Origin of the sequence: Rhodanobacter sp. LX-99 (genome assembly GCF_018599185.1) — a bacterium.
Lineage (GTDB): Bacteria > Pseudomonadota > Gammaproteobacteria > Xanthomonadales > Rhodanobacteraceae > Rhodanobacter.
Genome location: NZ_JAHFVL010000002.1, coordinates 574710 through 595846, shown reverse-complemented (window position 1 = coordinate 595846; position 21137 = coordinate 574710). Strand labels below are relative to the sequence as shown.

At 62.4% G+C, this 21137-nt stretch carries 23 protein-coding genes and 3 tRNA genes; 12 read left to right on the top strand and 14 right to left on the bottom strand.

Features of this window, described 5'->3' with window-relative positions:
* The first annotated feature begins 51 nt into the window (after positions 1-51).
* The 10 genes from KK131_RS13610 (at position 52) to KK131_RS13565 (ending at position 4466) form a co-directional block, all read left to right on the top strand.
* Positions 52-141: transfer RNA gene (locus KK131_RS13610), tRNA-Ser, on the top strand.
* Positions 142-428: 287 nt separating this feature from the next.
* Positions 429-569 carry a hypothetical protein gene (locus KK131_RS13605; RefSeq protein ID WP_214557245.1) on the top strand — a complete coding sequence of 47 codons (141 nt, stop codon included), beginning with the start codon at positions 429-431 and terminating at the stop codon, positions 567-569.
* Positions 570-689: 120 nt separating this feature from the next.
* Positions 690-1049, top strand: coding sequence for a hypothetical protein (locus KK131_RS13600; protein WP_214557244.1), 360 nt, complete (start codon positions 690-692; stop codon positions 1047-1049).
* 189 nt (positions 1050-1238) lie between these two features.
* Complete coding sequence (locus tag KK131_RS13595; protein WP_214557243.1) at positions 1239-1934, top strand: macro domain-containing protein; 696 nt, start codon at positions 1239-1241, stop codon at positions 1932-1934.
* Entirely contained in the window at positions 1934-2494 is a 561-nt protein-coding gene (locus KK131_RS13590; RefSeq protein WP_214557242.1) for a TIR domain-containing protein, read from the top strand. Before KK131_RS13595 ends, KK131_RS13590 begins: the two co-directional genes overlap by 1 nt.
* A gap of 145 nt (positions 2495-2639) precedes the next feature.
* Positions 2640-3659, top strand: coding sequence for a phage major capsid protein (locus KK131_RS13585; protein WP_214557241.1), 1020 nt, complete (start codon positions 2640-2642; stop codon positions 3657-3659).
* 5 nt (positions 3660-3664) lie between these two features.
* Positions 3665-3865 carry a hypothetical protein gene (locus KK131_RS13580; RefSeq protein WP_214557240.1) on the top strand — a complete coding sequence of 67 codons (201 nt, stop codon included), beginning with the start codon at positions 3665-3667 and terminating at the stop codon, positions 3863-3865.
* Entirely contained in the window at positions 3858-4046 is a 189-nt protein-coding gene (locus KK131_RS13575) for a hypothetical protein (RefSeq protein ID WP_214557239.1), read from the top strand. Before KK131_RS13580 ends, KK131_RS13575 begins: the two co-directional genes overlap by 8 nt.
* A complete protein-coding gene (locus KK131_RS13570; RefSeq protein ID WP_214557238.1) occupies positions 4039-4224 on the top strand; it encodes a hypothetical protein in 186 nt (61 codons plus the stop codon). Before KK131_RS13575 ends, KK131_RS13570 begins: the two co-directional genes overlap by 8 nt.
* Positions 4221-4466 (top strand): hypothetical protein, encoded by a 246-nt coding sequence (locus tag KK131_RS13565; RefSeq protein ID WP_214557237.1) that lies wholly within the window; start codon positions 4221-4223, stop codon positions 4464-4466. Before KK131_RS13570 ends, KK131_RS13565 begins: the two co-directional genes overlap by 4 nt.
* Before the next feature lie 188 nt (positions 4467-4654).
* Here KK131_RS13565 and KK131_RS13560 read toward each other — a convergent pair whose 3' ends face one another.
* The 8 genes from KK131_RS13560 to KK131_RS13520 all read right to left on the bottom strand — a co-directional run bounded on the left by KK131_RS13560 (position 4655) and on the right by KK131_RS13520 (position 12041).
* On the bottom strand, positions 4655-4945 hold the full coding sequence (locus KK131_RS13560) for a helix-turn-helix domain-containing protein (RefSeq protein WP_214557236.1): 291 nt from the start codon (positions 4943-4945) through the stop codon (positions 4655-4657).
* A gap of 1065 nt (positions 4946-6010) precedes the next feature.
* On the bottom strand, positions 6011-7525 hold the full coding sequence (locus KK131_RS13550; RefSeq protein ID WP_214557234.1) for a DUF3987 domain-containing protein: 1515 nt from the start codon (positions 7523-7525) through the stop codon (positions 6011-6013).
* Entirely contained in the window at positions 7522-7731 is a 210-nt protein-coding gene (locus tag KK131_RS13545) for a helix-turn-helix domain-containing protein (protein ID WP_214557233.1), read from the bottom strand. Before KK131_RS13545 ends, KK131_RS13550 begins: the two co-directional genes overlap by 4 nt.
* Before the next feature lie 81 nt (positions 7732-7812).
* On the bottom strand, positions 7813-8373 hold the full coding sequence (locus KK131_RS13540) for a hypothetical protein (RefSeq protein ID WP_214557232.1): 561 nt from the start codon (positions 8371-8373) through the stop codon (positions 7813-7815).
* A complete protein-coding gene (locus KK131_RS13535) occupies positions 8370-9731 on the bottom strand; it encodes a site-specific integrase (RefSeq protein WP_214557231.1) in 1362 nt (453 codons plus the stop codon). Before KK131_RS13535 ends, KK131_RS13540 begins: the two co-directional genes overlap by 4 nt.
* A gap of 447 nt (positions 9732-10178) precedes the next feature.
* Complete coding sequence (gene dnaQ, locus KK131_RS13530; RefSeq protein WP_214557230.1) at positions 10179-10889, bottom strand: DNA polymerase III subunit epsilon; 711 nt, start codon at positions 10887-10889, stop codon at positions 10179-10181.
* Positions 10886-11329, bottom strand: a complete 444-nt coding sequence (gene rnhA, locus KK131_RS13525) for a ribonuclease HI (RefSeq protein WP_214557229.1) — start codon at positions 11327-11329, stop codon at positions 10886-10888. The genes dnaQ and rnhA overlap by 4 nt, the downstream gene beginning before the upstream one ends.
* A gap of 25 nt (positions 11330-11354) precedes the next feature.
* Positions 11355-12041, bottom strand: a complete 687-nt coding sequence (locus tag KK131_RS13520) for a methyltransferase domain-containing protein (protein ID WP_214557228.1) — start codon at positions 12039-12041, stop codon at positions 11355-11357.
* Between the two features lie 250 nt (positions 12042-12291).
* On the opposite strand from KK131_RS13520, the gene gloB reads away from it, so the two are divergent.
* Positions 12292-13056, top strand: coding sequence for a hydroxyacylglutathione hydrolase (gene gloB, locus KK131_RS13515; RefSeq protein ID WP_214557227.1), 765 nt, complete (start codon positions 12292-12294; stop codon positions 13054-13056).
* Positions 13057-13259: 203 nt separating this feature from the next.
* Positions 13260-14252, top strand: coding sequence for a transglycosylase SLT domain-containing protein (locus KK131_RS13510; protein WP_214557226.1), 993 nt, complete (start codon positions 13260-13262; stop codon positions 14250-14252).
* A gap of 85 nt (positions 14253-14337) precedes the next feature.
* Here the strand turns inward: KK131_RS13510 and KK131_RS13505 are convergent, their stop codons facing one another.
* From KK131_RS13505 to clpX, 6 genes are all read right to left on the bottom strand, one after another.
* Positions 14338-16239 carry a SurA N-terminal domain-containing protein gene (locus KK131_RS13505; protein WP_214557225.1) on the bottom strand — a complete coding sequence of 634 codons (1902 nt, stop codon included), beginning with the start codon at positions 16237-16239 and terminating at the stop codon, positions 14338-14340.
* Positions 16240-16372: 133 nt separating this feature from the next.
* Positions 16373-16449 (bottom strand) — tRNA-Asp (locus KK131_RS13500).
* A gap of 9 nt (positions 16450-16458) precedes the next feature.
* Positions 16459-16533: transfer RNA gene (locus tag KK131_RS13495), tRNA-Val, on the bottom strand.
* 19 nt (positions 16534-16552) lie between these two features.
* Positions 16553-16825 carry an HU family DNA-binding protein gene (locus KK131_RS13490; RefSeq protein WP_007511239.1) on the bottom strand — a complete coding sequence of 91 codons (273 nt, stop codon included), beginning with the start codon at positions 16823-16825 and terminating at the stop codon, positions 16553-16555.
* A 344-nt stretch (positions 16826-17169) separates the two neighbouring features.
* A complete protein-coding gene (lon, locus tag KK131_RS13485) occupies positions 17170-19650 on the bottom strand; it encodes an endopeptidase La (RefSeq protein ID WP_214557224.1) in 2481 nt (826 codons plus the stop codon).
* Positions 19651-19821: 171 nt separating this feature from the next.
* Entirely contained in the window at positions 19822-21114 is a 1293-nt protein-coding gene (gene clpX, locus KK131_RS13480; RefSeq protein ID WP_214557223.1) for an ATP-dependent Clp protease ATP-binding subunit ClpX, read from the bottom strand.
* Between the last annotated feature and the right edge of the window lie 23 nt (positions 21115-21137).

Genomic DNA, 21137 nt, shown 5'->3' with positions numbered 1-21137 from the left:
AGTTCGCTCGCGTATGATTCCCGGCTCGCATGCGCCACCATGCACCGCACCGGAGAGGTGGCAGAGTGGTCGAATGTACCTGACTCGAAATCAGGCGTACGTGTAAGCGTACCGTGGGTTCGAATCCCACCCTCTCCGCCAATGAATACAAAGGGTTACGCCGAAAAGCGTAGCCCTTTTTTCTTGCCTAGCGCCAGGCCAGTTTTTCGCTGTGTACGACTGGTGTACGAATTTCGCGTGGCCTCGCACACGCTGCCCACGCGCCCCGCATGCCCTTCCGCACCAGCAACATGCGCCCGTGGCTACAAGGCCCGCGCAGCGCGCCGTGGAGGCCCTGCGCAAGGGCGCAAGCTCGCACTGTCTCAACGGGTGAGACATGGCCGTGGATAATGGAGCCGCCCAATGCCGGGCAAGCAAAGGAACAGGTCATGTCCAGTAAGAAAGGGCCGCCGAACTTCCGTGATTCTGGCACTGGAAAGTTCGTCACCGAGAAGTACGCCGATAAGCACCCGAAGACGACCGAGAAAGAGCACAACCGGCCGCCACCGGCTCCACCGAAGAAAAAGTAGCGACCAGGCCCTCGCATATGCGGGGGCTTTTTTTCTACACGCCTTCACCTAGTGGCACCTGGCCCTTGATAGGTGAATACTTACGGCATGCCTTCGATGAGGGCGGCAACAGGGGACAACATGAAGATTCTTGTGGGCATCGCGCTTGTCGGCGCGCTCGCCGGGTGCAGCACGTACCAGGCACATAGCAATCTGCCGACGCCTTACGCGCCGACGAACGCCAGCCAGGTACAAATCCTCTACTCGCCGCCGCAGCGCGCGTACACCTCCATCGGCATCGTCTCCGCTAACCGCTACAAGCCCGGCTGGACTGACCCTACGGTTAGCGACGCCATCCCGCAGCTACAGGCAGCAGGAGCGGAGATTGGCGCGGATGCGGTGATCGTGCGCAGCGACCGCAGCAACAATGACCGGCACGTTGTGGTTGAGGGTGAGGCGATCAAGTTCACTTCTCCCTCACAGACCAATCAAGAGCGATAAGCGACCGCATCGCAGACAAGAACAAAATACAGGTGAGTTATGGCTTGGTTAAAGGATCTATGGCGAGCGATCAAAAGGTCACCCCGAAAGGCGGCACTGAGCGTATTCACAACCTATAGCTTGATTTTCACTGCGACGAAAACGGTCACGTTCCTGCTACCAACGGTAAAGATTGAAGGCCCACTGCCCATGACGATTATCGTCATCCTGGGCGTGGTGCTCGGTTTGGAAAGAATTTCAAAACCTTCTCGCGTTGCACTACCTATTCCAAACTCGAATACATGCTTGGAAATATTATTCGGTGATCTGTTTGAGCAGGAAGGTGTTCGGCTTATTGCTGTTAATGACTATTTCGACAGTGAGATTGGCAGGCCGGTCTCGGATAAAAGCCTTCACGGAATTTTCTTGAAGCGCTGCTTCGGAGGACACCCCGAATCTTTCGACGTGATTGTCGACAAAGAGCTTAAAGGGGTCGCGTTCACTACAACGCAAAAGGTGGCAGGCAAGAAGAACGCCTATCCAATTGGCACGACAGCAATCATTGGCGTAAATCAAGATGTATACCTACTTTTTGCCCTCACCCGCTCGGACCCCCAAACGTGCAAGGCATCTTCGGACGTGACCCTTCTGTGGTCAGCACTCGGTGCCGCCTGGGAGCGCGCACGCATTGAGGCGGGAGGGCATCCGGTTAATTTGCCACTGGTCGGCAGCGGCCTTTCTGGAATCGGGTTACCTACCCGCGATCTACTCAATCTCCTCATATTGTCGGCGATCACCAAGACAAAAGAGAAAGAGGTTACGGGCAAGATTCGCATCGTCCTTCACCGCGATCGGTTTGACGATGTAGATCTTCGAGATGTCAAGAAATACTGGAGTGAAAAATAATGGCGTACCGGAATGGCACATACATCGCTTTTCATGCCAACGGAACCAATATTCCAGGTGGCAACTCCGATATCGACTACTACAACCTAATGAAGGCGTGGTCGGAGAACAAGGACATTGACTTCACTATGGTTAACAGCCACGAAAAGGTATCGGCTGTCCGAGACTCTAGTTCACGGGAAACCCTGCGGAGGTCGTTGTTAGAGCGACTTCGTAACTCTAAGAACATGGTGCTTATTCTAGGCAAGACGACACGCCTTGATACTGACTGGGTTCCTTTTGAGATTGCTAAAGCGGTTGACGAATACGGGATACCCATCATCGCGGCTTATACAGAAGTGTCTGTTCCCATTCGTGTCCCCAGTGCTTTCAGCTCCTACTGGCCACAGGCCCTAGCCTCCCGCATCAACAACGGAACAGCTAGCGTCATACACATCCCCTTCAATATGAAGGCACTCCTGGATGCCACCAGTCAGTTTAGTCACGACAAGCTTCCGCGAGGCGGCGGCCTCGGGTTTTACGACGACGCCGCTTATCGGTCTTTTGGCTTCCAGGGATAACAAGCACGGACTAACTCAACCAGTCTTCTGACTGTTGCGCGGCATCACGAACCATCACGCTTTCACCTAGGCCCATCTCGGCCAGGACAACACCCTTGGGCTGCGCCATCGCGTTGTGCGGTGGTCACACCCAAGGAGGTTTCCCATGTCGATGATCCTAAGTGCCCAAGTGGCTGACTATGTGTTGATGGCGAAGTGCCTCGCCAAGGCGGGCGGCCGGCTGTCCCTGGCTGCGCAGTACGCCGACCAGAGCTCGAACGGGTTTCGCGTGGCCACCGTGCTGCGCTCGGCCATGTCGGCCGGCAGCGTCGCGGATGCGGGCTGGGCGGGCAACCTGGTCGGTCATGCCCTGGTCGCCGCAGGCTTTGTTGAAACCCTTCCTGCCGTGTCCGTGCTGGATCGCCTGCTCGCTGACAACGTGCTGCGTCGCGTGCCGCTGCGGAAGCGCCTGGCCATTTCCACGGTGGTGGCGGCAGGCCATGTCGTTGGCGAAGGCGCGCCCGCGCCCGTCAGCAGCCTGGCGTTCAATGGCCAAGACCTTGACCCCTTCAAGGTGCAGGCGCTGGTCGCCCTTACGTCAGAACTGATTAACGGCACCACGGCTGCCGGCAACATCCTGCTGGCGACGGAACTGCGTAACGGTGTCGCGGCTGGCACCAACGCCGCCTTCCTCGCCCGTGTGGCCACAGGTGCATCGTCGGTGACGGGTTCGGCATCGCCCCTGGCTGACCTTGGTGCGGCGCTTGAGACGGTGAACATCTCGGCAACTGGGAAACCGTACCTCGTGGTTGATGTGCATACCGCGAATCGGCTGGCGACGAAGGCCACCACGACCGGCGAGCAGGCGTTCCCGTCCATGACGCCGAACGGTGGCGAGTTGGCGGGCGTGCCAGTGCTGGTCAGCGACCAGGTGCCGGCCGCCGACAGCAACGGCCGCAAGGCGGTGCTGCTGGATGCCACGGCCATTGCTGGCGACGCGGAAGACCCGATGCTGGACGCCAGCGACCAGGCGACGTTGCAACTGGCGACCGACCCGGCCAACGGCGCGCAGAACCTGGTGTCCCTGTTCCAGACGGATTCCGCTGCATTGCTCGTGACCCGCTGGCTGGGTTTTGACGTGACGCGGGCCTCCGGCGTGGTCGTGATCGAAGACGTGCAGTGGTGATCGCCATGAGCCGAGAAAAAACCGAAGCACCTACGTCCTTCGAGGACATCATTGCCGGTGTGCCCAAGGAGATGCACGGGCGGCCGCTGACTATCGGCTACTTCCTCTCCTTCATGTCGCTGCTGGTGAAGGCGAACAAAGAGTTACAGCGACGCGTCGCCCAGCTTGAGCAGCAGGCCAGCGCGAAGGGAGGCGGCCATGGCTGACCTGCGCATACACGTCACGCCCAAGGAGCGCACACAGCAGGCCACGATGGGCGAGGTCGTGGACTTGCTCAATGCCGTATACAAGGAGCTACGCAAGTACCGCGTGCGCCTGGCGCAGAACCTTGCACGTATTGAACGCCTTGAGCAGCAGGTGCGTGGCAAGGAGGACGACCATGGATGAACTGGCAGCCACACGCCGGCATGCCGAGCGCCACCGTCCTGACGCAGCAGTGACCCGCGATCAGTTCGTTGATCTGGTGAAGCGTGTGTCTGTGGAGCTAAACGCCTTGCGCCGCGAGGTATCGGCACTGCGCAACCGCGTCGAACAACTGGAACGACAGAGAGGAGGCAAGCCATGAGCCTGCTACAAACCACCGAGGCACAGCAGCGATATCCGAACGCCTGGCAGCATATCGAGGACGAAATGCAGAAGGCACGCGATGGCTATGCAACTACGCTCGTGCCTGTGGCTGCCGAGGTGTTGATGGTCGATGGCGATGAAGTGCTAGAGATCGTTGCAGTGAGCGACATAAGCATTGCCGAGGATGGCGAAGACTTGTTCGCTCGCATGACCTTCCGCTCCAAACTCACTCAATCCTGACCCGAACCCAGTGGGGGGAGTGGAAATGTTCGCTCCCTTCGTCGGCGAACAACGCGCGCCAAGTTTTCTTCGCGCATCGGAGGATTGGCGCAGCATGATAGTTCTAACGTGGGCGGCAATACCGAGCGAACCAGCCACGTGCACCGAGTGAATGTCGGTGCACGTGGTGCACGATCACGCGCCAGGGCTTACTCACTTTCCTCAAGCATCAGGGCCAGGTCGCGCAGGCGGTAGGAGATGCGCCCGCGAACGCGGACGAATGGAAGTGGCTGACCGGCAGACCTCCAGTTGCGCAGGGTGAATGATGTTCGCCCGAGCAGCTCTGCCGCCACGGCCTCATTCACGCGATCGTCGGGGCTAACCCATCTGCCGTTCTGCCTGCACCACGCGCGCCAGGTTGTGACCTGTGCCTCGATAGCTTCGGCGCGCGAAGTCGGCATGGGTTGGCCACAATGTGGGCAAAGGTTCTGCTCGATCATGGCCGCCACCATGCGCACTCGTGGGGGCGATTCGGCCGCCATGCGCCATGACCGATGGAGCAGCCGCCAGGTTCGCTCTCTCCCCGTGGGTGCCACAGGTAGAACCTGCATCCTTGGCAGGTGACCAAGGGCCGCTCAACGATTTCCACACCACGCGCTGTCGCCTCATAACACCATGGGCACCAGGTCAGGCACCAGTCGCGTATGACGAACCATGTGGGTATCCACACGGGGCCGCATGTCGTGCAAAAGGCTGAACGAGTCCAGCCGTGCGGACGCAGCCCCAGGCGCATGCGCGTCGTTTCCTGCTTCCACGGGTGGCGACCAGGAGGACGCCTGCTCATGTCCGCTGCGCCTTCTGCGCTGCTCGCCACGCTACCGGGTCGCGCAACCAGGTCTCCACCTCCTCAGCATCCCAGCGCAGCGAGCGCGGGCCGTACTGGCGTGGTGCCGGACAGTTGCCCAGGCGCGAATGCCTGCGAATGGTGGACGCGCTGACGCCAGCGCGCTGGGCTACCTGCTGGATGGTGAAGGGTGTCTTGTGCATCGCTATGCCGCCGGTGTGAACTGGCGGCAGCATTGCGCACTTGTGGCGCTCGTAATTCGCGCGAAATAGGCTGACCCAGGGCAGCAGCTCGTTACCCGTTACCCAAATCGTTACCCCTTTCGTTACCCCTTCAAACCTTTACACAGTAAGGGTTTGAGAGGGATTGGGTAACGGGGTAACAAGGTAACAGGGGTGTAGCAGTCTGAGTTCATCAGTGATGGGGATAGCTGGAACTCGTTACCCTGTTACCCACTCGGCCTCAGCCCTTGGTGTGTATACGTCTGACGGGGTAACAACGCCTGTTACGCCAGGCGTTACCCGTTACCTGTACTGGGCGTCCATCTCGCCGGCGCTGTACGCGGCTCATGGGCTGCCGAGAACCCCAGTCCCACCGCAGTGACCCCGGCTGCCGCGCCACGCCTGGAGGCTGCTGGACGTCCTGCTGAGACGGTTGCCTGCCCCTGTGGGCACACAGCAAACGTCGGCAGGGAGGTGGTGCTGGCGATGGAACTAGGATGTCACGGTTTCAGAGCATCGAGGTCGTGTAAGTGATAGACCTCGCCGCTCATACCGAATTTCCTTGAATCGGCTTTGCGGAGCGCGCCAGTTCGTACCAATACGACGACAGCATCAGAAAGGGCGCGGTCAAAACCTCTGACGTCTTGGGTGAATGCCTTGCAACGCCGTGCACGCCGACGCAGATAGTCAAGACCAACATGCACCCGATCTGTGACGAGCTTCTTGGGCACTTTGTACTTGAGCCGCCCGCTGACCGACATTCGCAGGTATTCGATTATGTATTTCTTCAATTCAGCTTCTTGCCGCGTACCACCAGTTCCGACCTCGCCGGCGCGGAACCTCGATGCCAGAACATCCACGCAATACTCGACAAGCTGGATCGCCCACTCGACGTGTCCCTTATCCACTAGCGGAGTGTCAGTGCGGGCATTAGTACAACCAATAGCGACCAGAGCGGCGACACGCATAACATTGAGCGGGGCGCGGTTGAACAAGACGCGCTCGTGGGGTTCCTTGCCTTTGTCGTCGAACAGATCGTCGATCTTGTCCCGGTAGTGTTGCAGGGTAAGTGCTGCATCCTCTGTGGCAAGCACATCGACGCATCTGTTATTGCGTCGAAGGTTTAGGCTGTCTTCCGCGAGTGTTGCCAACTCATCAACAAGTCCGGGCGATGGGCTGTGGCCTGCTGATTTATTGGCTCGTCCGCGGGGGCCTCTGGACTCAAACGGCAGGAATCTTGGAAGGAAGCCATCCTCAATGTCGTCGAACGACAAATGATCGAGAACTTTCCCTGGTACTGATTCAGCAACCAGGGTGAACGCAGGGGCGGCAACCACAGTAGTGTTCTTCTCCATATCGCTATACGCCGTGCTCCCAAGCGTGCTCCCCCATCCACTTTTGCCGTATAGGTCAAGCATCGCCTGCTTAAGCCTCACCAAGGCGTCCGGGGCGCGAGGACTATTCATTCGCCGCAGCATTTCCCCAAACTCCCCTTGGATGCTGAAGAAGCTGGGTTGCTTGTCCAGGGTGCGGATAAGTCCTTGGCCACTGGCAAAGGCACCGGGGCCGACAAACTCATCGACCATCGGCACCTTCTCACGAGCTGCCGATACCAGGCGATCAATGCCCTTGGCCATGCTTTCCTTGCCGCGTCCGGATTCAGCGAGCAACAGCAGATATAGGTTCAGCCCCGAACCGTTGAAATTGAAATGGCGTCCTACGATGCCAGCAATCAACCCCAGCGCCGCCACGATGGCACCCTCCCTCATGGGGTAGTCGGCACTTGAGTAGATGTACTGCGCTACCTCACCCACCAAGCCAGGCGGCAGCAAAAGATCGAACTCTTTGGAGGACAACTGCTCTGGCGGCTCATACCCTTCAGCGGTTTCGTCATCGTTCCAAAATTTCTCAGCGAGCGGTTGAGACGCAGCGGCAGCGTCGCTACCCTGTGGGCAAGTGATGTTGTTGTTTGAGCCCTCGGTTGCCGCCGAGGGCTTTTCTTTTGGGCTGCTCATGCGCGTGCCGCGTTGTCATGTTCGCCCAGGGATTCCAGCCAACGCTGGATGTCGGACGCGCGGTAGTACATGCGACCGCCCACCTTGATCGGCTGCGGGCCGTAGCTGTTCCAGCGCCAGCGCTTCAGAGTGTGTGGATGTACGTGCAGGGCCTTGGCGGCCGAGGCGACTGACAGGTAGTCAGTCAACAGGTCGGTGTGTTGCATGGTGCACCTCATTTGCTTAGGGGTGCACTATTTAGTTACAGCACAGGCCGGGTTAATTCGTACGAATTACAGTGGCGGTACTCATAGAGCGTCGTAGCCTTCCACACTCGCGTTACGATCCTCCCAAGGAATCCCGGGGTATGACTGATGAACGTATGCACGCGCCGTGTCTTGGGATGCACCAGGAAACATTGCCTGCACGTGCTCTACGAGCTTAGCTTCGACTCTGTGAATCGTAGCCGGCCTATCTACTAGTGCGGTCTTTAGATCACTGCGAGTTAGCCAAGCCTTGTTGACCAAGAATAGGTTTAGTTTCTTGTCGCCATTTCGTGATTTCGGACCTCTTGTGCCGCTGGCATTGAGCCCGTTGAAAAACATGCGGGGCGAAACCGGCAACGCACGCCCACTCTCGCCTTTTGATTTCAGCGCATGTACTGCTATGTGTTTCACGACTTGGTCGTACCCAAGCGAAATCGTCTGCTTCACTATCGTGTTTTCGAGACGCCCCTCGGTATAGCGCATAAGCAGCTCAGCGGCGGCAAGTTCGTCGCCTGCGTGCGCTCTTTTCAGCAACACGCACTCTTCACCATCCATCGAGCCATCGAACTGTGCGGCATTAAAATCAGTGAGCCGAACGGTCATGCGCGCATCCTCCTTTGCATCGGCACCACTGTGGCCACAGCGTCAGTGAGCAGACCCTCAAGACGGCGCGCCCACTTTTCCAGTGCCTCGCGCTTCTCGTCGAGAAAGTCGTATTGGTTGTAGTGCTGGCCGCCGACGCTGCTGTCTACATGGTTGAGCACGCGGTCGCGGTATTCCTTCGGCACACGAGAGGCCGCCATACCGGTTTCAACGGTGCGGCGCAGGTCGTGAGGGGTGAAAGGCGCAATGTCTACCCCGAATGTCGCAAGCCGCTGGCACACCTCCTTGAGTGGGCGACTCAGGTTCCGGTCGGTGATGTGGTTGCGGCGCGTGGCGGGAAACACGTATTCGCTGCTCGCCGCTTCCTTGCGCCTGTGCAGCAGTTCCACAGCGGCAGGCACCAGCGGGACAAGGTGTGCCCGCTTGTTCTTGCTGCGCGCAGCAGGCAGCACCCACGTGGCGACGTCCAAGTCCACCTCACTCCACGGCATATCGGTGACCTCGCTGGCGCGCGCGCCGGTCAGCAATAGCAGCCGCAGGGCATCGGCTTCCGCCTCGATGAAACGGCGTTTGCGCAAGGCCCCGTTGGCAGGCTCGCGCGTCCATACGCTGCCAGGCTCCGTGACGCGCCAGAGCAGCCGCAGATCGCGTGCCGTGGTCAGCGCTCGCGTGCGAGGGGCGGGCTTGCCACACGACAACTGCATGCGCAGGCAGGGGTGGTTGTCGATGATTCCCTGGTCGAGGGCAAAGGAGAACAGCTTGCGCACCAGCGCCAGGCGAGCGCCGGCCTCTGCGGGCCGCATCCCTTCCCCTGTGGCCACAGGAGCCAGCAGCGCGCTGACGTCCGCCCGCGTTATGGACTTCACTTTGCGCTTGCCCCATGCCGGCACCACGATGGCGTTCAGCCGGCGCTCGTCCTCCTGCCAGGTACGCTTGCGCGGCTTGGCCCACTCGTTGATGTAGCGGCTGGCCAGGGTCTCGATGGCGATTTCGCGGGCCGCCTGCTGCCGGGCGGCCTCGCGTTCAGCACGGGCATCCTGCTTCTGCGCCATCGGATCGGTGCCGGACTGCACCAGCAATCGCAGGCGGGCTACCTCATGCCGCGCCCAGTCCAGCGAGCCGCCAGCCTTGCGGGTGGCAGGCGTGCCCAGGCGGTTGGACACAGGGGGCGACCATGGCCCCAAGGACAGACGGCGCTCCCGCCCATCGTGGGAGTAGCAGAACAAGAACGAGCGCGCCCCTGTCCGGGTGATGCGCACGGCCAGGCCGCGTGCCACCTCGTCGTGGTACAGCGCGTGGTGTGCTGCCGGCAGTGGCAGTGTCTTGATGAAGGGTTCGGTGAGCCGGATCTTGGCCATGTGGACGCCCCGCTGTGTACGGTCTGTGTACGATTTTTTGTGCTCCGGCAATGCTACCCCGGTGCACCACGACCGTACCGTCCATGCGTGCAATTATACAACGTGATCAACGAGTTACGAGTGAAATCCGGCATCGAAAGCCTTGCCATTCAAGGGCTTGCGGTCGCCCCGATGGCGCACTCGAAATCAGGCGTACGTGTAAGCGTACCGTGGGTTCGAATCCCACCCTCTCCGCCAGAAAAGCAAAACGCCCCCGTGTGGGGCGTTTTGCTTTTCTAGTGGTGACGGCGGGGATGAGAGCCCACCCGGGTTCGACAAATTCGCCGGGAGCGAATTTGGACAGCCACAGGCTGGCCCCGCAGCGCAAAGCGCGAAGGGGTTCGGCCCAAGGATGGGCCGAACAATCCCACCCGTGGCCGTGAACGCTGCGCACCGCACCACTAAAGCTCACCCCAACCTGCGCCACACGCTCTTCCCATCCCCACTGCTCTTGTCCAACGCATCCAGCCGCGCCTCATGCTGCGACAGCTCGTCCGCCGAGGCGCGCAGCACACGTGGCCGCGCATGCAGTACCACCGGCGTCGTCACCACCACATCGCGCTGTTCGGCAGCTCCCTCGAAGCCGAGGTCGAAGGCCACCTGTCCCGAGGTCATCGCCAGGTAGACGTCGGCCAGCAACTGCGCGTCGATCAGGCCGCCGTGCAGGTCGCGTCGCGAGTTGTCCACGCCCAGCCGCTTGCACAGGGCATCGAGGCTGTTGCGCTGACCGGGGTAGCGCTCGCGCGCCATCGCCAGGGTATCCAGCACGCTGCAACGGTCGCCGATCCTGCCTGCGCCGTTGCCCAGCCGGGCCAGTTCGGCATCGAGGAAGCCGATGTCGAAACTGGCGTTGTGGATGATCAGTTCCGCGCCGTCGATGAAGGCCAGGAACTCCTCCACCACTTCGGCAAAACGCGGCTTGTCGAGCAGGAACTCGTCCTCGATGCCGGTAACCTGCCGGGCACCTTCGTCGATAGCCCGATCCGGGTTCAGGTAGGTCTGGTAGTGCCGGCCGGTAAGCCGGCGCTCGACCATTTCGACACAGGCGATTTCCACCAGTCGATGGCCCTGGCGCACTTCGAGGCCGGTGGTTTCGGTATCGAGAACGATCTGCCTCATGCCCTGCCCTTCATCAGTTCGGCCTGTTCACGCGCGGCCTGGTCGACCCGCTCGTTTTCGATGTGGCCGTTGTGGCCCTTCACCCACTTCCAGCGCACCTGATGGGCACCGACCGCATCGGACAGGCGTTGCCACAGGTCCTGGTTCTTGACCGGCTTCTTGTCGGCGGTGCGCCAGCCATTCGCGCGCCACTTCGGCATCCACTGCTCGATGCCCTGCATCACATAGCGCGAGTCGGTGGTGAGGGTGACCTGGCACGGCCGCTTCAACGCTTCCAGCGCACCGATCGCCGCCATCAGCTCCATCCGGTTGTTGGTGGTGGCCGGTTCACCGCCAGCCACCATGCGTTCGCTGCCCTTTGCGCGCAACAGCGCGGCCCAACCGCCCGGACCCGGGTTGCCCAGGCAGGCCCCGTCGGTGAATGCTTCCACTTCGCTCATCGTTGCTCACGTATTCCATTGAAAATCACAGTGCCGAACTGCGCCGGGTACCCGGCGAAAGCCGGCCATTCGCCGGCACGCGCACTGGCACCGGCTTGAGTCGCAGCGGCGTGACCAGGCGCCGGCGCTTGCGCGCGACCAGCACGTAGCCGCCGCCGAAGGCGCCGGCAAGGGTTCGCCGCGTCGTGGCCAGGCTGGGCCACATGCTGCCCACCCGCTGCACCTGCTCGATCACCAGCCCGGCCAGCTCAAGCCGGTGCCGGAGCCGCCACGGCATCTGCAGCGCCGGCGACTTCCCGCGCGTGCGCCAGTAGAACCATGGCGACCAACCGCCGAACGGATGCACGCCGGTCAACGCAAGCACACCGCCGGGCGCCAGCACGCGAACGGCCTCATCCAGCAAGGCCCCCGGCAGCGGCGCCACTTCCAGCGCATGCCGCAACAGCACCAGCTCGAACGCATCGTCGATGAACGGCAACGGCTCGTCCGCCGCCGCGTGCAGGTCGCCCCGGTAGCGGCCGTTCGCCAGGTGCAGGGTGGCCCAGCAGCCAAGCATCGGCAGCGCCGGTGGCGCATCGCCCAAGGATGCGCCCAGCAACAGCGCATGGGTGCCGAAGCAGCGTTGCAGTTCCGGCTTCAGCACGCGCGTCTGCTCATCCAGCAAGCGGCGCAACGGCGCACTGGCGTAGATGTCGTCATCGCGTTGTGGCATGCAACCCGTCCGGTCTCTGATCTGTGCCCAGAGTGTAACGGTTGACGACATCCGGCAGCAGGTCGCAGGCGAGGTGGAACTGCCGCACGCTGCTGAACAGTCGCCCGACTGGTTAACGTTCTGCTAACGAGCCGGCAGCCATGCCAATTTATAGTCGACCGCCTCATGCGCGCCCCGGATGGCTGCGTCTGTCGTTCCACAGGGAAAACGCCGGCCCGCCGGATATTCCTCAAACGCAGCGGAGCCCATCTTGCATCTCCTACCGTTACCGGCGCTGGCCGACAACTACATCTGGCTGCTGCATGACGACGATGGCAACGCGATCGTCGTCGATCCGGGTGATGCCGAAGTCGTCGAGCAGGCGCTGGCGGCGCATCGGTTGCAGCTGCGCGCGATTCTGCTGACCCATCACCATCCCGACCACGTCGGCGGCGTGCCGGCCTTGCGCGCACGCCACGACGTGCCGGTTTATGCACCCGTCGATGAACGCATCGGCGAGGCCACCCAGCGGGTACGCGACGGCGATCGGGTCGAACTGACTGCGCCGTCCATGCGCTTCGAGGTGATCGCGATCCCGGGCCACACCCTCAGCCATGTGGCCTACGTCGGAGCCGGCCTGCTGCTGTGCGGCGATACCTTGTTCAGCCTGGGCTGCGGCCGTCTGTTCGAAGGCACGCCGGCGCAGATGCTCGCCTCGCTGGATCGCCTGTCGCAACTGCCGGGGGAAACCCTGGTCTGCGGCGGGCACGAGTACACCGAAGCGAATGGACGCTTTGCGCGCACCATCGAACCGGCCAATCCCGAACTGCAGCAACGGCTGCAGGAAGTCGCCGCGCTGCGCCGACGCCTCCAGCCCACGCTGCCGGTGCCGCTTGCCCGCGAGCTGGCGACCAACCCGTTCCTGCGGACCGACACCGACGCCGTCATCGCGTGGTGCCGGCAGCAAGGCAGCGGCGACGACCGGGTGACCCGTTTTGCCACCGTGCGCAGCGCCAAGGATGGGTTCCACGGATGAGGCAGCACATTCGACTCCTGCCGTTGCTCCTGTCGCTCGCGCTGGCTGCCTGTGCCGGAGTGCCACCACAGACAGCGCAGCGACCGAGCGGTGAACCCTCGTCAGCAACCATTGCCGCACCCGAGACCGCTCCACCGACCAGCGAACCGCCTGCGCCATCGCCAGGAACCGACGTCTGGGACCGGCTGCGCAGCAGCTTTGCCATGCCCGGTTGTGACGCCGACCCGGCGGTATTGGCCTGGGCCAAACGGTATACGCGCCATCCGCAGCAGTTCGAAAGCCAGTTGCAGGCCGTGTTGCCGCGCCTGGTCTATGTGCAGCAAGTGGCCGACCGCTACGACGTCGCGGGTGAATTCGTGCTGTTGCCCTGGGTGGAAAGCCACTTCCAGCCAGGGCCCGCCCACAAGCGTCGGCCGGCCGGCATGTGGCAGATCATGCCGGTGACTGCCGGTGCCATGGGACTGCGCGTCGACGGCCACTACGACGGCCGCCTCGACGTCCCTGCCGCCGCCAATGCCGTGATGAAGCTGCTCGAGCAGTACCACGACCAGTTCAACGACTGGCGGGTGGCCGATTACGCCTACAACGCCGGTGAGTTCGCGATACGCAGGATCATCCGGACGCACGGCAAGCCGGCGGAGCAGCCCGCCATTCCCCACTGGCCGGTGCGCAAGGTAACCCGCGAACATCTGACCAAGCTGCTGGGGATAGCCTGCGTGGTGCGCGAGCCGGAGCGCTTCAATGTCAGTCTGCCCACGCTGCCAGGCGAACAGCACCTGGTGCAGACCGAGATATCCCGTTCGATGCCGGTCGCGCGGGCGGCCGACCATGCAGGCATGTCGGTGGAGGCACTGAAGCACCTCAATCCGGCGTTTCGCAGCAACATGATCGACGCCAACGTCACTTCGTACCTGCTCCTGCCCGCCAAACACGCCCGCCAGTTCCACGATGCCTTGCTGGAACACGCCAGCAGCAGCGACGACGATCTCCTGGCCAGCGCCGGCTCCGGCGCGGCGGCCGGTCTCGTCTCCGACAAGAAGGCGGCGCGGATGACCCACACCGTGAAACGCGGCGACAACCTGTGGCAGATCGCCCGCGACTACTCGGTCGACGTCAGCCAGTTGCAGCGCTGGAACCACCTGAGCAGCCATACGTTGAAGCCCGGCCAGACACTGACGGTAAGCGCACCCAACTAGGCCTGACCGGCACCATCAACGAAGAGGGGCGGCCATTGGCCGCCCCTCTTCGCACGACACCGACTGCGCGAGTCGGCCGACGCGCTTACAGCCGCTGCTGGTTGATCTTGATCTTGGTCTTCGCCTTGAGCTGGTCGATCAGCTCACGCGTCGCTTCATAGCCGTACGCCTGGACCATCTGTTGCCGCAACGACTCACGCTGCTCCGGCGGTAGCTTGGACAGGTCGCCATCCTGCACCTTGTCCACAGCCAGCAGCACATAGGAGCCGTCCAGCATGTCCACGGCGGCGAACTGCGGCTTGCCCGCCGCCGGGTGCGGCAGAAGGAATGCCTGGGTCAGCAACGGCTCCGGCATCTGCGCGTGCCGGACCACCTCGTTTACGGTGGTGATGCTGGCACCCAGCGACTTCGCCACGTCCTCCATCGGCTCGCCCTTGCGCAGACGCACCAGTGCCTCGTCGGCCTGCTTCTTCTCGACCGCAGCGGCACGTGCATCCAGGATCTTCTGCTGCACGTCGGCGCGCACTTCCGCGAGCGGCTTGGCGGCTGCCGGCACGTGCTGGTCGACGTGGATCACCACCGAGTGGTTGTTGCCCAGATCGATCAGACCCGAATTGTTACCCTGCACCAGCACGTCGTCGCTGAACGCCGCGGCGACGACCTTCGGATTCGCAGCGACCCCTTCGCCGCCCTTGCGCGTAAACAGCGCCGTGGTCTTGATCGGCAGCTTCAATGCGACCGATGCCGGCTCCAGCGATGTGGGGTTCTGGTAGGTGTTGTCGGACATCTTGCCAGCGACTTCGTTGTACGTGCGGTCGCGCTCGGCCGCCGTCGATTCCTTGACCAGCTGGTCGCGCACTTCCTCGAACGGCTTGGACTCACCGCTGCGGACGTCACGCAGCCAGATGATGTGATAACCATCGGACGACAGCACCGGCTTGGAGATCTGGCCCTTCTGCATCGCGAACAGGGCCGAATCGAAGGCCTCGTTGGTCACGCCTTTTTCCAGCCAGCCCAGGTCGCCGCCCAGGCGACGGGAGCCCAGATCCTGCGAGTCCTGTTCGGCCAGTTTGGCGAAGTCGCCCGGGTTGGCTTCCGCCGCGATCTTCTCGGCCTTGGCCAGGGCCGCCTTCTGCTGTTCCGGCGTGGCGTTGGCCGGCACGTTGATCAGGATATGCGAAACGAGCCGCTGTTCCGGCTGCACGAAGCGCTGCTTCTCGCTCGCGTAGCGCTTCCTCAGCTCGTCGTCGCTCGGCTCGGCAGCCAGCGGCAGGTCGGCGCCGACGACTTCGACGTACTTCACCGAAACCTGCTCGGGATTCATGTAATCGGCCTGGTGCGCCTTGTACCAGGTTTCGATCTCGGCATCGCCGACCGTCTTGTTGTCCAGCGCGGGGCGCGGCAGCTGGAAGTAGCGCAGGTCGCGGCGCTGGCTCAGCAGTTTCAGGAAATGATCGAGCTGGGCGTCGCTGGCGATGGTGCTGTCGTTGATCGCCGACGGCAACAACTGGACGGCCAATGACGAGCGGATCTCGTTCTCGAACATTTCCGGCGTCTTGTACTGGCTGGTGAGCCACGCACGGTAGCTGGTGCCGTCGAACTGTCCGTTGACCTGGAACGCCGGGATCGAGGCGATGTAGTCGCGCATGGCCAGGTCCGAAACCCGCAGGCCCCAGTCCGCATTGGCCTGCAGCAACAGCTGCTCGTCGATCATTCCGTCCAGGATGCGCAGCTTGGTCTCGTTCTTCTCGAAGGCGCTGGAGTCGAACTGCTCGCCCTGCTGTTCGGCTGCCTGCTGCCGCAGCTGGTTCACGCGGTCCTGGAATGCGCGCTGGTCGATCTCGTGCTTGCCGACCTTCGCCACGAAGGCATCGTCGTTCGACATGAAGTAGCTCTCCATGCCGAACAGCGACATCGCCAGGACGGCGAGGCCAAGCACAATGATGGACGGCCATCCGTGCATCTTGTTACGCATTGCCTGCAGCATTGAAATCTTCCCGCAAGATGGTGAAAGCGCGTGGCGCGCGGTTGGCACAAGCCGCCGTGCCGGCATGCGTCCTTTTGCGCGGACACATGCCGCTCAAATGACAAGGGCGCCACACGGGCGCCCTTGCGAACTGTGGCGGAGTGGACGGGACTCGAACCCGCGACCTCCGGCGTGACAGGCCAGCATTCTAACCGACTGAACTACCACTCCGCATTTTTCTGGTGGGTGCTGTAGGGATCGAACCTACGACCACCGCCTTGTAAGGGCGACGCTCTACCGCTGAGCTAAGCACCCGAAACCAAGCGTTAGCCGCTTAGTTTAGGGCATCCTTGAGGGTCTTGCCAGCCTTGAAGGCAGGCACCTTCGAGGCCTTGATCTTGATCGCTTCGTTGGTACGCGGGTTACGGCCGGTACGGGCAGCGCGCTTGCGCACAGTGAACGTACCGAAGCCCACCACCGAGACATCCTCGCCTTTCTTCAGCGACTTCTGCACGGTCTCGAAGAAGGCTTCGAGGGCACGACCGGCGTCGGCCTTGGTCAGCTCGGCCTTTTCGGCGATGGCATTGATCAGATCGGTTTTATTCATTGAAAAACTCCCTTATTCGGATTTCGTCAGTGCGGCCAGTCCGGAGACGAGACAGCACCGGCATGGATGGTTGGCTCTTGCCAGGGCCGTAACGCAACCCCGCATCGCTGCGCTGACATACAACGCCGGGACTGCGGTATCGCCTTTATACCAGTGCCTTGCCGGAATCCGCAACACAAGCCACAGCAACGTTTCCGGAAGATCGGCGACTCGCGAAACCGCTTGCAAAACGAGCGCCAGGAGACTATGCGGAAACTTCGTCGACCGACGGCGAAAAAGCAGAAAGTGCCCTGCCCAGCAGGACACCTTGGATGGAAAACCGGCAGGATGACGCGACGATCGGATCAGTGCGTCAGCGAGTGCCCTTCCGTCGGCTCGCCGGCCACGGCGGCAGGAGGGCTGTCCTTGGCCGGGTTCGGCTGCAGCGGGCGCTCCAGTGCGATATCCAGCACTTCGTCGATCCAGCGAACCGGATGGATCTCCAGCGACGAGGTGATGTTGGTCGGCATGTCGGCGAGATCCTTCTTGTTGTCCTCCGGGATGATCACCGTGGTAATCCCGCCGCGATGCGCCGCCAGCAGTTTTTCCTTGAGGCCGCCGATCGGCAGCACGCGACCGCGCAAGGTGATCTCGCCGGTCATCGCCACTTCGGAGCGCACCGGCACCTTGGTCAGCACGGAGACCAGCGCCGTGCACATGGCGATGCCCGCACTGGGGCCGTCCTTCGGCGTGGCGCCCTCCGGCACGTGGATATGCACGTCGAGCTTCTGGTGGAATTCCGGATCGATGCCCAACTGGTCGGCACGCGCGCGCACTACCGACAGCGCCGCCTGGATGGATTCCTTCATCACGTCGCCAAGCTGGCCGGTGTGCACCAGCCTGCCCTTGCCGGCCACCACCGAGGCTTCGATGCTGAGCAGCTCGCCGCCGACCTGGGTCCAGGCCAGCCCGGTGACCAGGCCGACTTCGTTCTGCAGTTCCTTGCGGCCGAAATCGAACCGGCGCACACCCAGGTACTGATCGAGGTTGGCCGAATCCACCTTGACCTTGCCGACGCCGTTCTTCGCCTTGCTTCTGGCCGTCTTCGCGGGCGCGGGCGCCGCCTTCGCCTTGGCCTTCTTCACCTGACCCAGGGTCAGTTCCTTGACCACCTTGCGGCAGATCTTGGAGATTTCGCGCTCCAGGTTGCGCACACCGGACTCGCGCGTGTAGTAGCGCACGATGTCACGCAATGCGTCTTCGGTGACGCTGAGCTCCTCCGGCTTCAGGCCATTCGCCTTGAGCTGCTTCGACAGCAGATATTTCTGAGCGATGCCGAGCTTCTCGTCCTCGGTGTAGCCGGGGATGCGGATGACCTCCATGCGGTCGAGCAGCGGACCGGGAATGTTCAGCGAATTCGCCGTGGCGATCCACATCACCTCGGACAGGTCCAGGTCGACCTCGAGGTAATGATCGTTGAACGCATGGTTCTGTTCCGGATCGAGCACTTCCAGCAGCGCCGACGACGGGTCGCCGCGGAAGTCCATCGACATCTTGTCGATCTCGTCCAGCACGAACAGCGGATTCTTGGTCCCGACCTTGTTGATGTTCTGCACGATGCGACCGGGCATCGAGCCGATATACGTGCGTCGATGGCCGCGGATCTCGGCTTCGTCGCGCACCCCGCCGAGACTCATGCGCACGAATTTCCGGTTGGTCGCCTTGGCGATCGACTGCCCCAGCGAGGTCTTGCCCACGCCGGGCGGACCGACCAGGCACAGGATCGGTCCCTTCATCACCGATACGCGCTGCTGCACGGCGAGGTATTCCAGGATGCGGTCCTTGACCTTTTCCAGGCCGAAGTGGTCGGCGTCGAGCACTTCCTGCGCCAGCTGCAGGTCCTTGCGCACCTTGCTGCGTTTCTTCCACGGCACGCCGACCAGCCAGTCGAGGTAGTTGCGCACCACGGTGGCCTCGGCCGACATCGGCGACATCTGCTTGAGCTTGCTGAACTCCTGCCGCGCCTTGGTCAGCACGGCCTTGGGCATGCCGGAACCCTCGATCTTCTTCTGCAGTTCCTCGACCTCGTTCGGGCCATCCTCGCTGTCGCCGAGCTCCTTCTGGATCGCCTTCATCTGCTCGTTGAGGTAGTACTCGCGCTGGCTCTTCTCCATCTGCGACTTGACCCGGCCGCGGATGCGCTTCTCCACCTGCTGCAGGTCCATCTCGCCATCGACCAGGCCGATCAGCAGCTCCAGCCGCTGGCCGACGTCGGCGGTCTCCAGCACCTTCTGCTTGTCGGCCATGCGCACGGACAGGTGCGCGGCGATGGAATCGGCCACGCGCGACGGATCGTCGATGCCGGACAGGCTCGCCAGCACTTCCGGCGGCAGCTTGCGGCTCTGCTTGACCAGCTGCTCGAACAGCGAAATCAGCGTGCGCGAGACCACGTCGAGCTCGCGCTCCTTCGCGTTGTAGACCGGCTCGATCACGCGCGAACGGGCGGTCAGCATGCCGTCTGCTTCCTTGAAATCCTCGACCGCCACGCGCGACTGGCCCTCGACCAGCACCTTGACCGTGCCATCGGGCAATTTCAGCAGCTGCAGCACGCCGGCCAGCGTGCCGACCTGGTGCAGGTCGGCGATCTCCGGATCGTCGATATCCGGGCTCTTCTGCGCGACCAGCAGGATCTGCCGTTCGCCTTCCATCGCGCGCTCCAGCGCACGCATGGACTTATCGCGACCGACAAACAACGGGATGACCATGTGCGGATAAACCACCACGTCGCGCAACGGCAACACCGGCAGAGCGTCCAGCGCAACAGGAAGGGGGGCGTTCTTGGCCATGAAAGAGGAGTCCCTCGGATTCGGATCTGGTTTCGTCCCGACACTGCGCCGGGCCTGTCAACTCGTCAAGTGGAGGCGACCGGGAGCCTACTCAAGGCAGGCGGCCCGCCAAAAACAGAACGGCCCCGGCGAAGTCACCGGAGCCGTCGTCGCCGCAGAGGGGCTACAGGGTCAGGCAGCGTCGCCGCCGTCACTTGCGACCCGCTGCTGCAGATTGCCGCGATAGATCAGATAGGGCTCGGCCTGGCCTTCGATCACGGCGTCGTCCACCACCACCTTGCTGACATGCTCCAGCGACGGCAGTTCGTACATCGTGTCCAGCAGCACCTGCTCCAGGATCGTGCGCAGGCCGCGGGCGCCGGTCTTGCGCTTGAGCGCCTTGCGGGCGATCGCCTGCAGCGCCTCGGGGCGGAACTCCAGTTCCACCTCCTCCATCTCGAACAGCTTCTTGAACTGCTTGGTAACGGCATTCTTGGGCTCGGTGAGGATCTTCACCAGCGCCGCCTCGTCCAGCTCGTCCAGCGTGGCCACCACCGGCAGGCGCCCGACGAATTCCGGGATCAGGCCGAAGCGCACCAGATCGGCAGGTTCCACGTCGGCCAGCACCTTGCCCAGGTTCTCGGTGCGCTCCTTGCTGCGCACCTCGGCGGAAAAGCCGATGCTGGTGTTCTCGGAACGCTGCTGGATGACCTTTTCCAGGCCGGCGAACGCGCCGCCGCAGATGAACAGGATGTTCTTGGTGTCGACCTGCAGGAACTCCTGCTGCGGATGCTTGCGCCCGCCCTGCGGCGGCACCGAGGCCAGGGTGCCCTCGATCAGCTTCAGCAGCGCCTGCTGCACGCCCTCGCCCGATACGTCGCGGGTGATCGACGGGTTCTCGCTCTTGCGCGAGATCTTGTCGATCTCATCGATGTAGACAATGCCGGACTGCGCTTTCTCGACGTCGTAGTCGCACTTCTGCAGCAGCTTCTGGATGATGTTCTCGACATCCTCGCCCACGTAACCGGCCTCGGTCAGCGTGGTGGCGTCGGCGATCGTGAACGGCACGTTGAGCAGGCGCGCCAGCGTCTCGGCCAGCAGCGTCTTGCCCGAGCCGGTCGGACCGATCAGCAGGATGTTGGACTTGCCCAGCTCGATGTCGTCGCTCTTCTGGCGCGACTCGATCCGCTTGTAATGGTTGTACACCGCCACCGCCAGCGCCTTCTTGGCGCGGGTCTGGCCCACCACGTACTGATCCAGCGATTCGCGGATCTCGCGCGGCTTCGGCAACTGGGTGCGCCCGGAGGCGGCCTTTTCCTCCAGTTCCTCGCGGATGATGTCGTTGCACAGCTCCACGCACTCGTCGCAGATGAACACGGATGGACCCGCGATCAGCTTGCGCACTTCATGCTGGCTCTTGCCGCAGAAAGAGCAATAGAGAATCTTGCCGCTGTCGCTGGAACGCCCCTGCCGGTCGTCGCTCATACTCTCGATCCCGCTGGTAAATC

Coding starts and splice junctions, on each gene's coding strand:
- KK131_RS13590 (WP_214557242.1), top strand. CDS start 1,934: ATGGCGTACCGGAATGGCACATACATCGCTTTTCATGCCAACGGAACC.
- lon (WP_214557224.1), bottom strand. CDS start 19,650: ATGGCCAAGAACGCCCCCCTTCCTGTTGCGCTGGACGCTCTGCCGGTG.
- KK131_RS13520 (WP_214557228.1), bottom strand. CDS start 12,041: ATGCCACAACGCGATGACGACATCTACGCCAGTGCGCCGTTGCGCCGC.
- KK131_RS13545 (WP_214557233.1), bottom strand. CDS start 7,731: ATGCAACACACCGACCTGTTGACTGACTACCTGTCAGTCGCCTCGGCC.
- KK131_RS13575 (WP_214557239.1), top strand. CDS start 3,858: ATGGCTGACCTGCGCATACACGTCACGCCCAAGGAGCGCACACAGCAG.
- KK131_RS13490 (WP_007511239.1), bottom strand. CDS start 16,825: ATGAATAAAACCGATCTGATCAATGCCATCGCCGAAAAGGCCGAGCTG.
- clpX (WP_214557223.1), bottom strand. CDS start 21,114: ATGAGCGACGACCGGCAGGGGCGTTCCAGCGACAGCGGCAAGATTCTC.
- KK131_RS13565 (WP_214557237.1), top strand. CDS start 4,221: ATGAGCCTGCTACAAACCACCGAGGCACAGCAGCGATATCCGAACGCC.
- KK131_RS13605 (WP_214557245.1), top strand. CDS start 429: ATGTCCAGTAAGAAAGGGCCGCCGAACTTCCGTGATTCTGGCACTGGA.
- KK131_RS13585 (WP_214557241.1), top strand. CDS start 2,640: ATGTCGATGATCCTAAGTGCCCAAGTGGCTGACTATGTGTTGATGGCG.
- KK131_RS13560 (WP_214557236.1), bottom strand. CDS start 4,945: ATGATCGAGCAGAACCTTTGCCCACATTGTGGCCAACCCATGCCGACT.
- KK131_RS13595 (WP_214557243.1), top strand. CDS start 1,239: ATGACGATTATCGTCATCCTGGGCGTGGTGCTCGGTTTGGAAAGAATT.
- KK131_RS13510 (WP_214557226.1), top strand. CDS start 13,260: ATGCCCGGTTGTGACGCCGACCCGGCGGTATTGGCCTGGGCCAAACGG.
- KK131_RS13540 (WP_214557232.1), bottom strand. CDS start 8,373: ATGACCGTTCGGCTCACTGATTTTAATGCCGCACAGTTCGATGGCTCG.
- KK131_RS13505 (WP_214557225.1), bottom strand. CDS start 16,239: ATGCTGCAGGCAATGCGTAACAAGATGCACGGATGGCCGTCCATCATT.
- dnaQ (WP_214557230.1), bottom strand. CDS start 10,889: ATGAGGCAGATCGTTCTCGATACCGAAACCACCGGCCTCGAAGTGCGC.
- KK131_RS13535 (WP_214557231.1), bottom strand. CDS start 9,731: ATGGCCAAGATCCGGCTCACCGAACCCTTCATCAAGACACTGCCACTG.
- KK131_RS13580 (WP_214557240.1), top strand. CDS start 3,665: ATGAGCCGAGAAAAAACCGAAGCACCTACGTCCTTCGAGGACATCATT.
- KK131_RS13600 (WP_214557244.1), top strand. CDS start 690: ATGAAGATTCTTGTGGGCATCGCGCTTGTCGGCGCGCTCGCCGGGTGC.
- KK131_RS13550 (WP_214557234.1), bottom strand. CDS start 7,525: ATGAGCAGCCCAAAAGAAAAGCCCTCGGCGGCAACCGAGGGCTCAAAC.
- rnhA (WP_214557229.1), bottom strand. CDS start 11,329: ATGAGCGAAGTGGAAGCATTCACCGACGGGGCCTGCCTGGGCAACCCG.
- KK131_RS13570 (WP_214557238.1), top strand. CDS start 4,039: ATGGATGAACTGGCAGCCACACGCCGGCATGCCGAGCGCCACCGTCCT.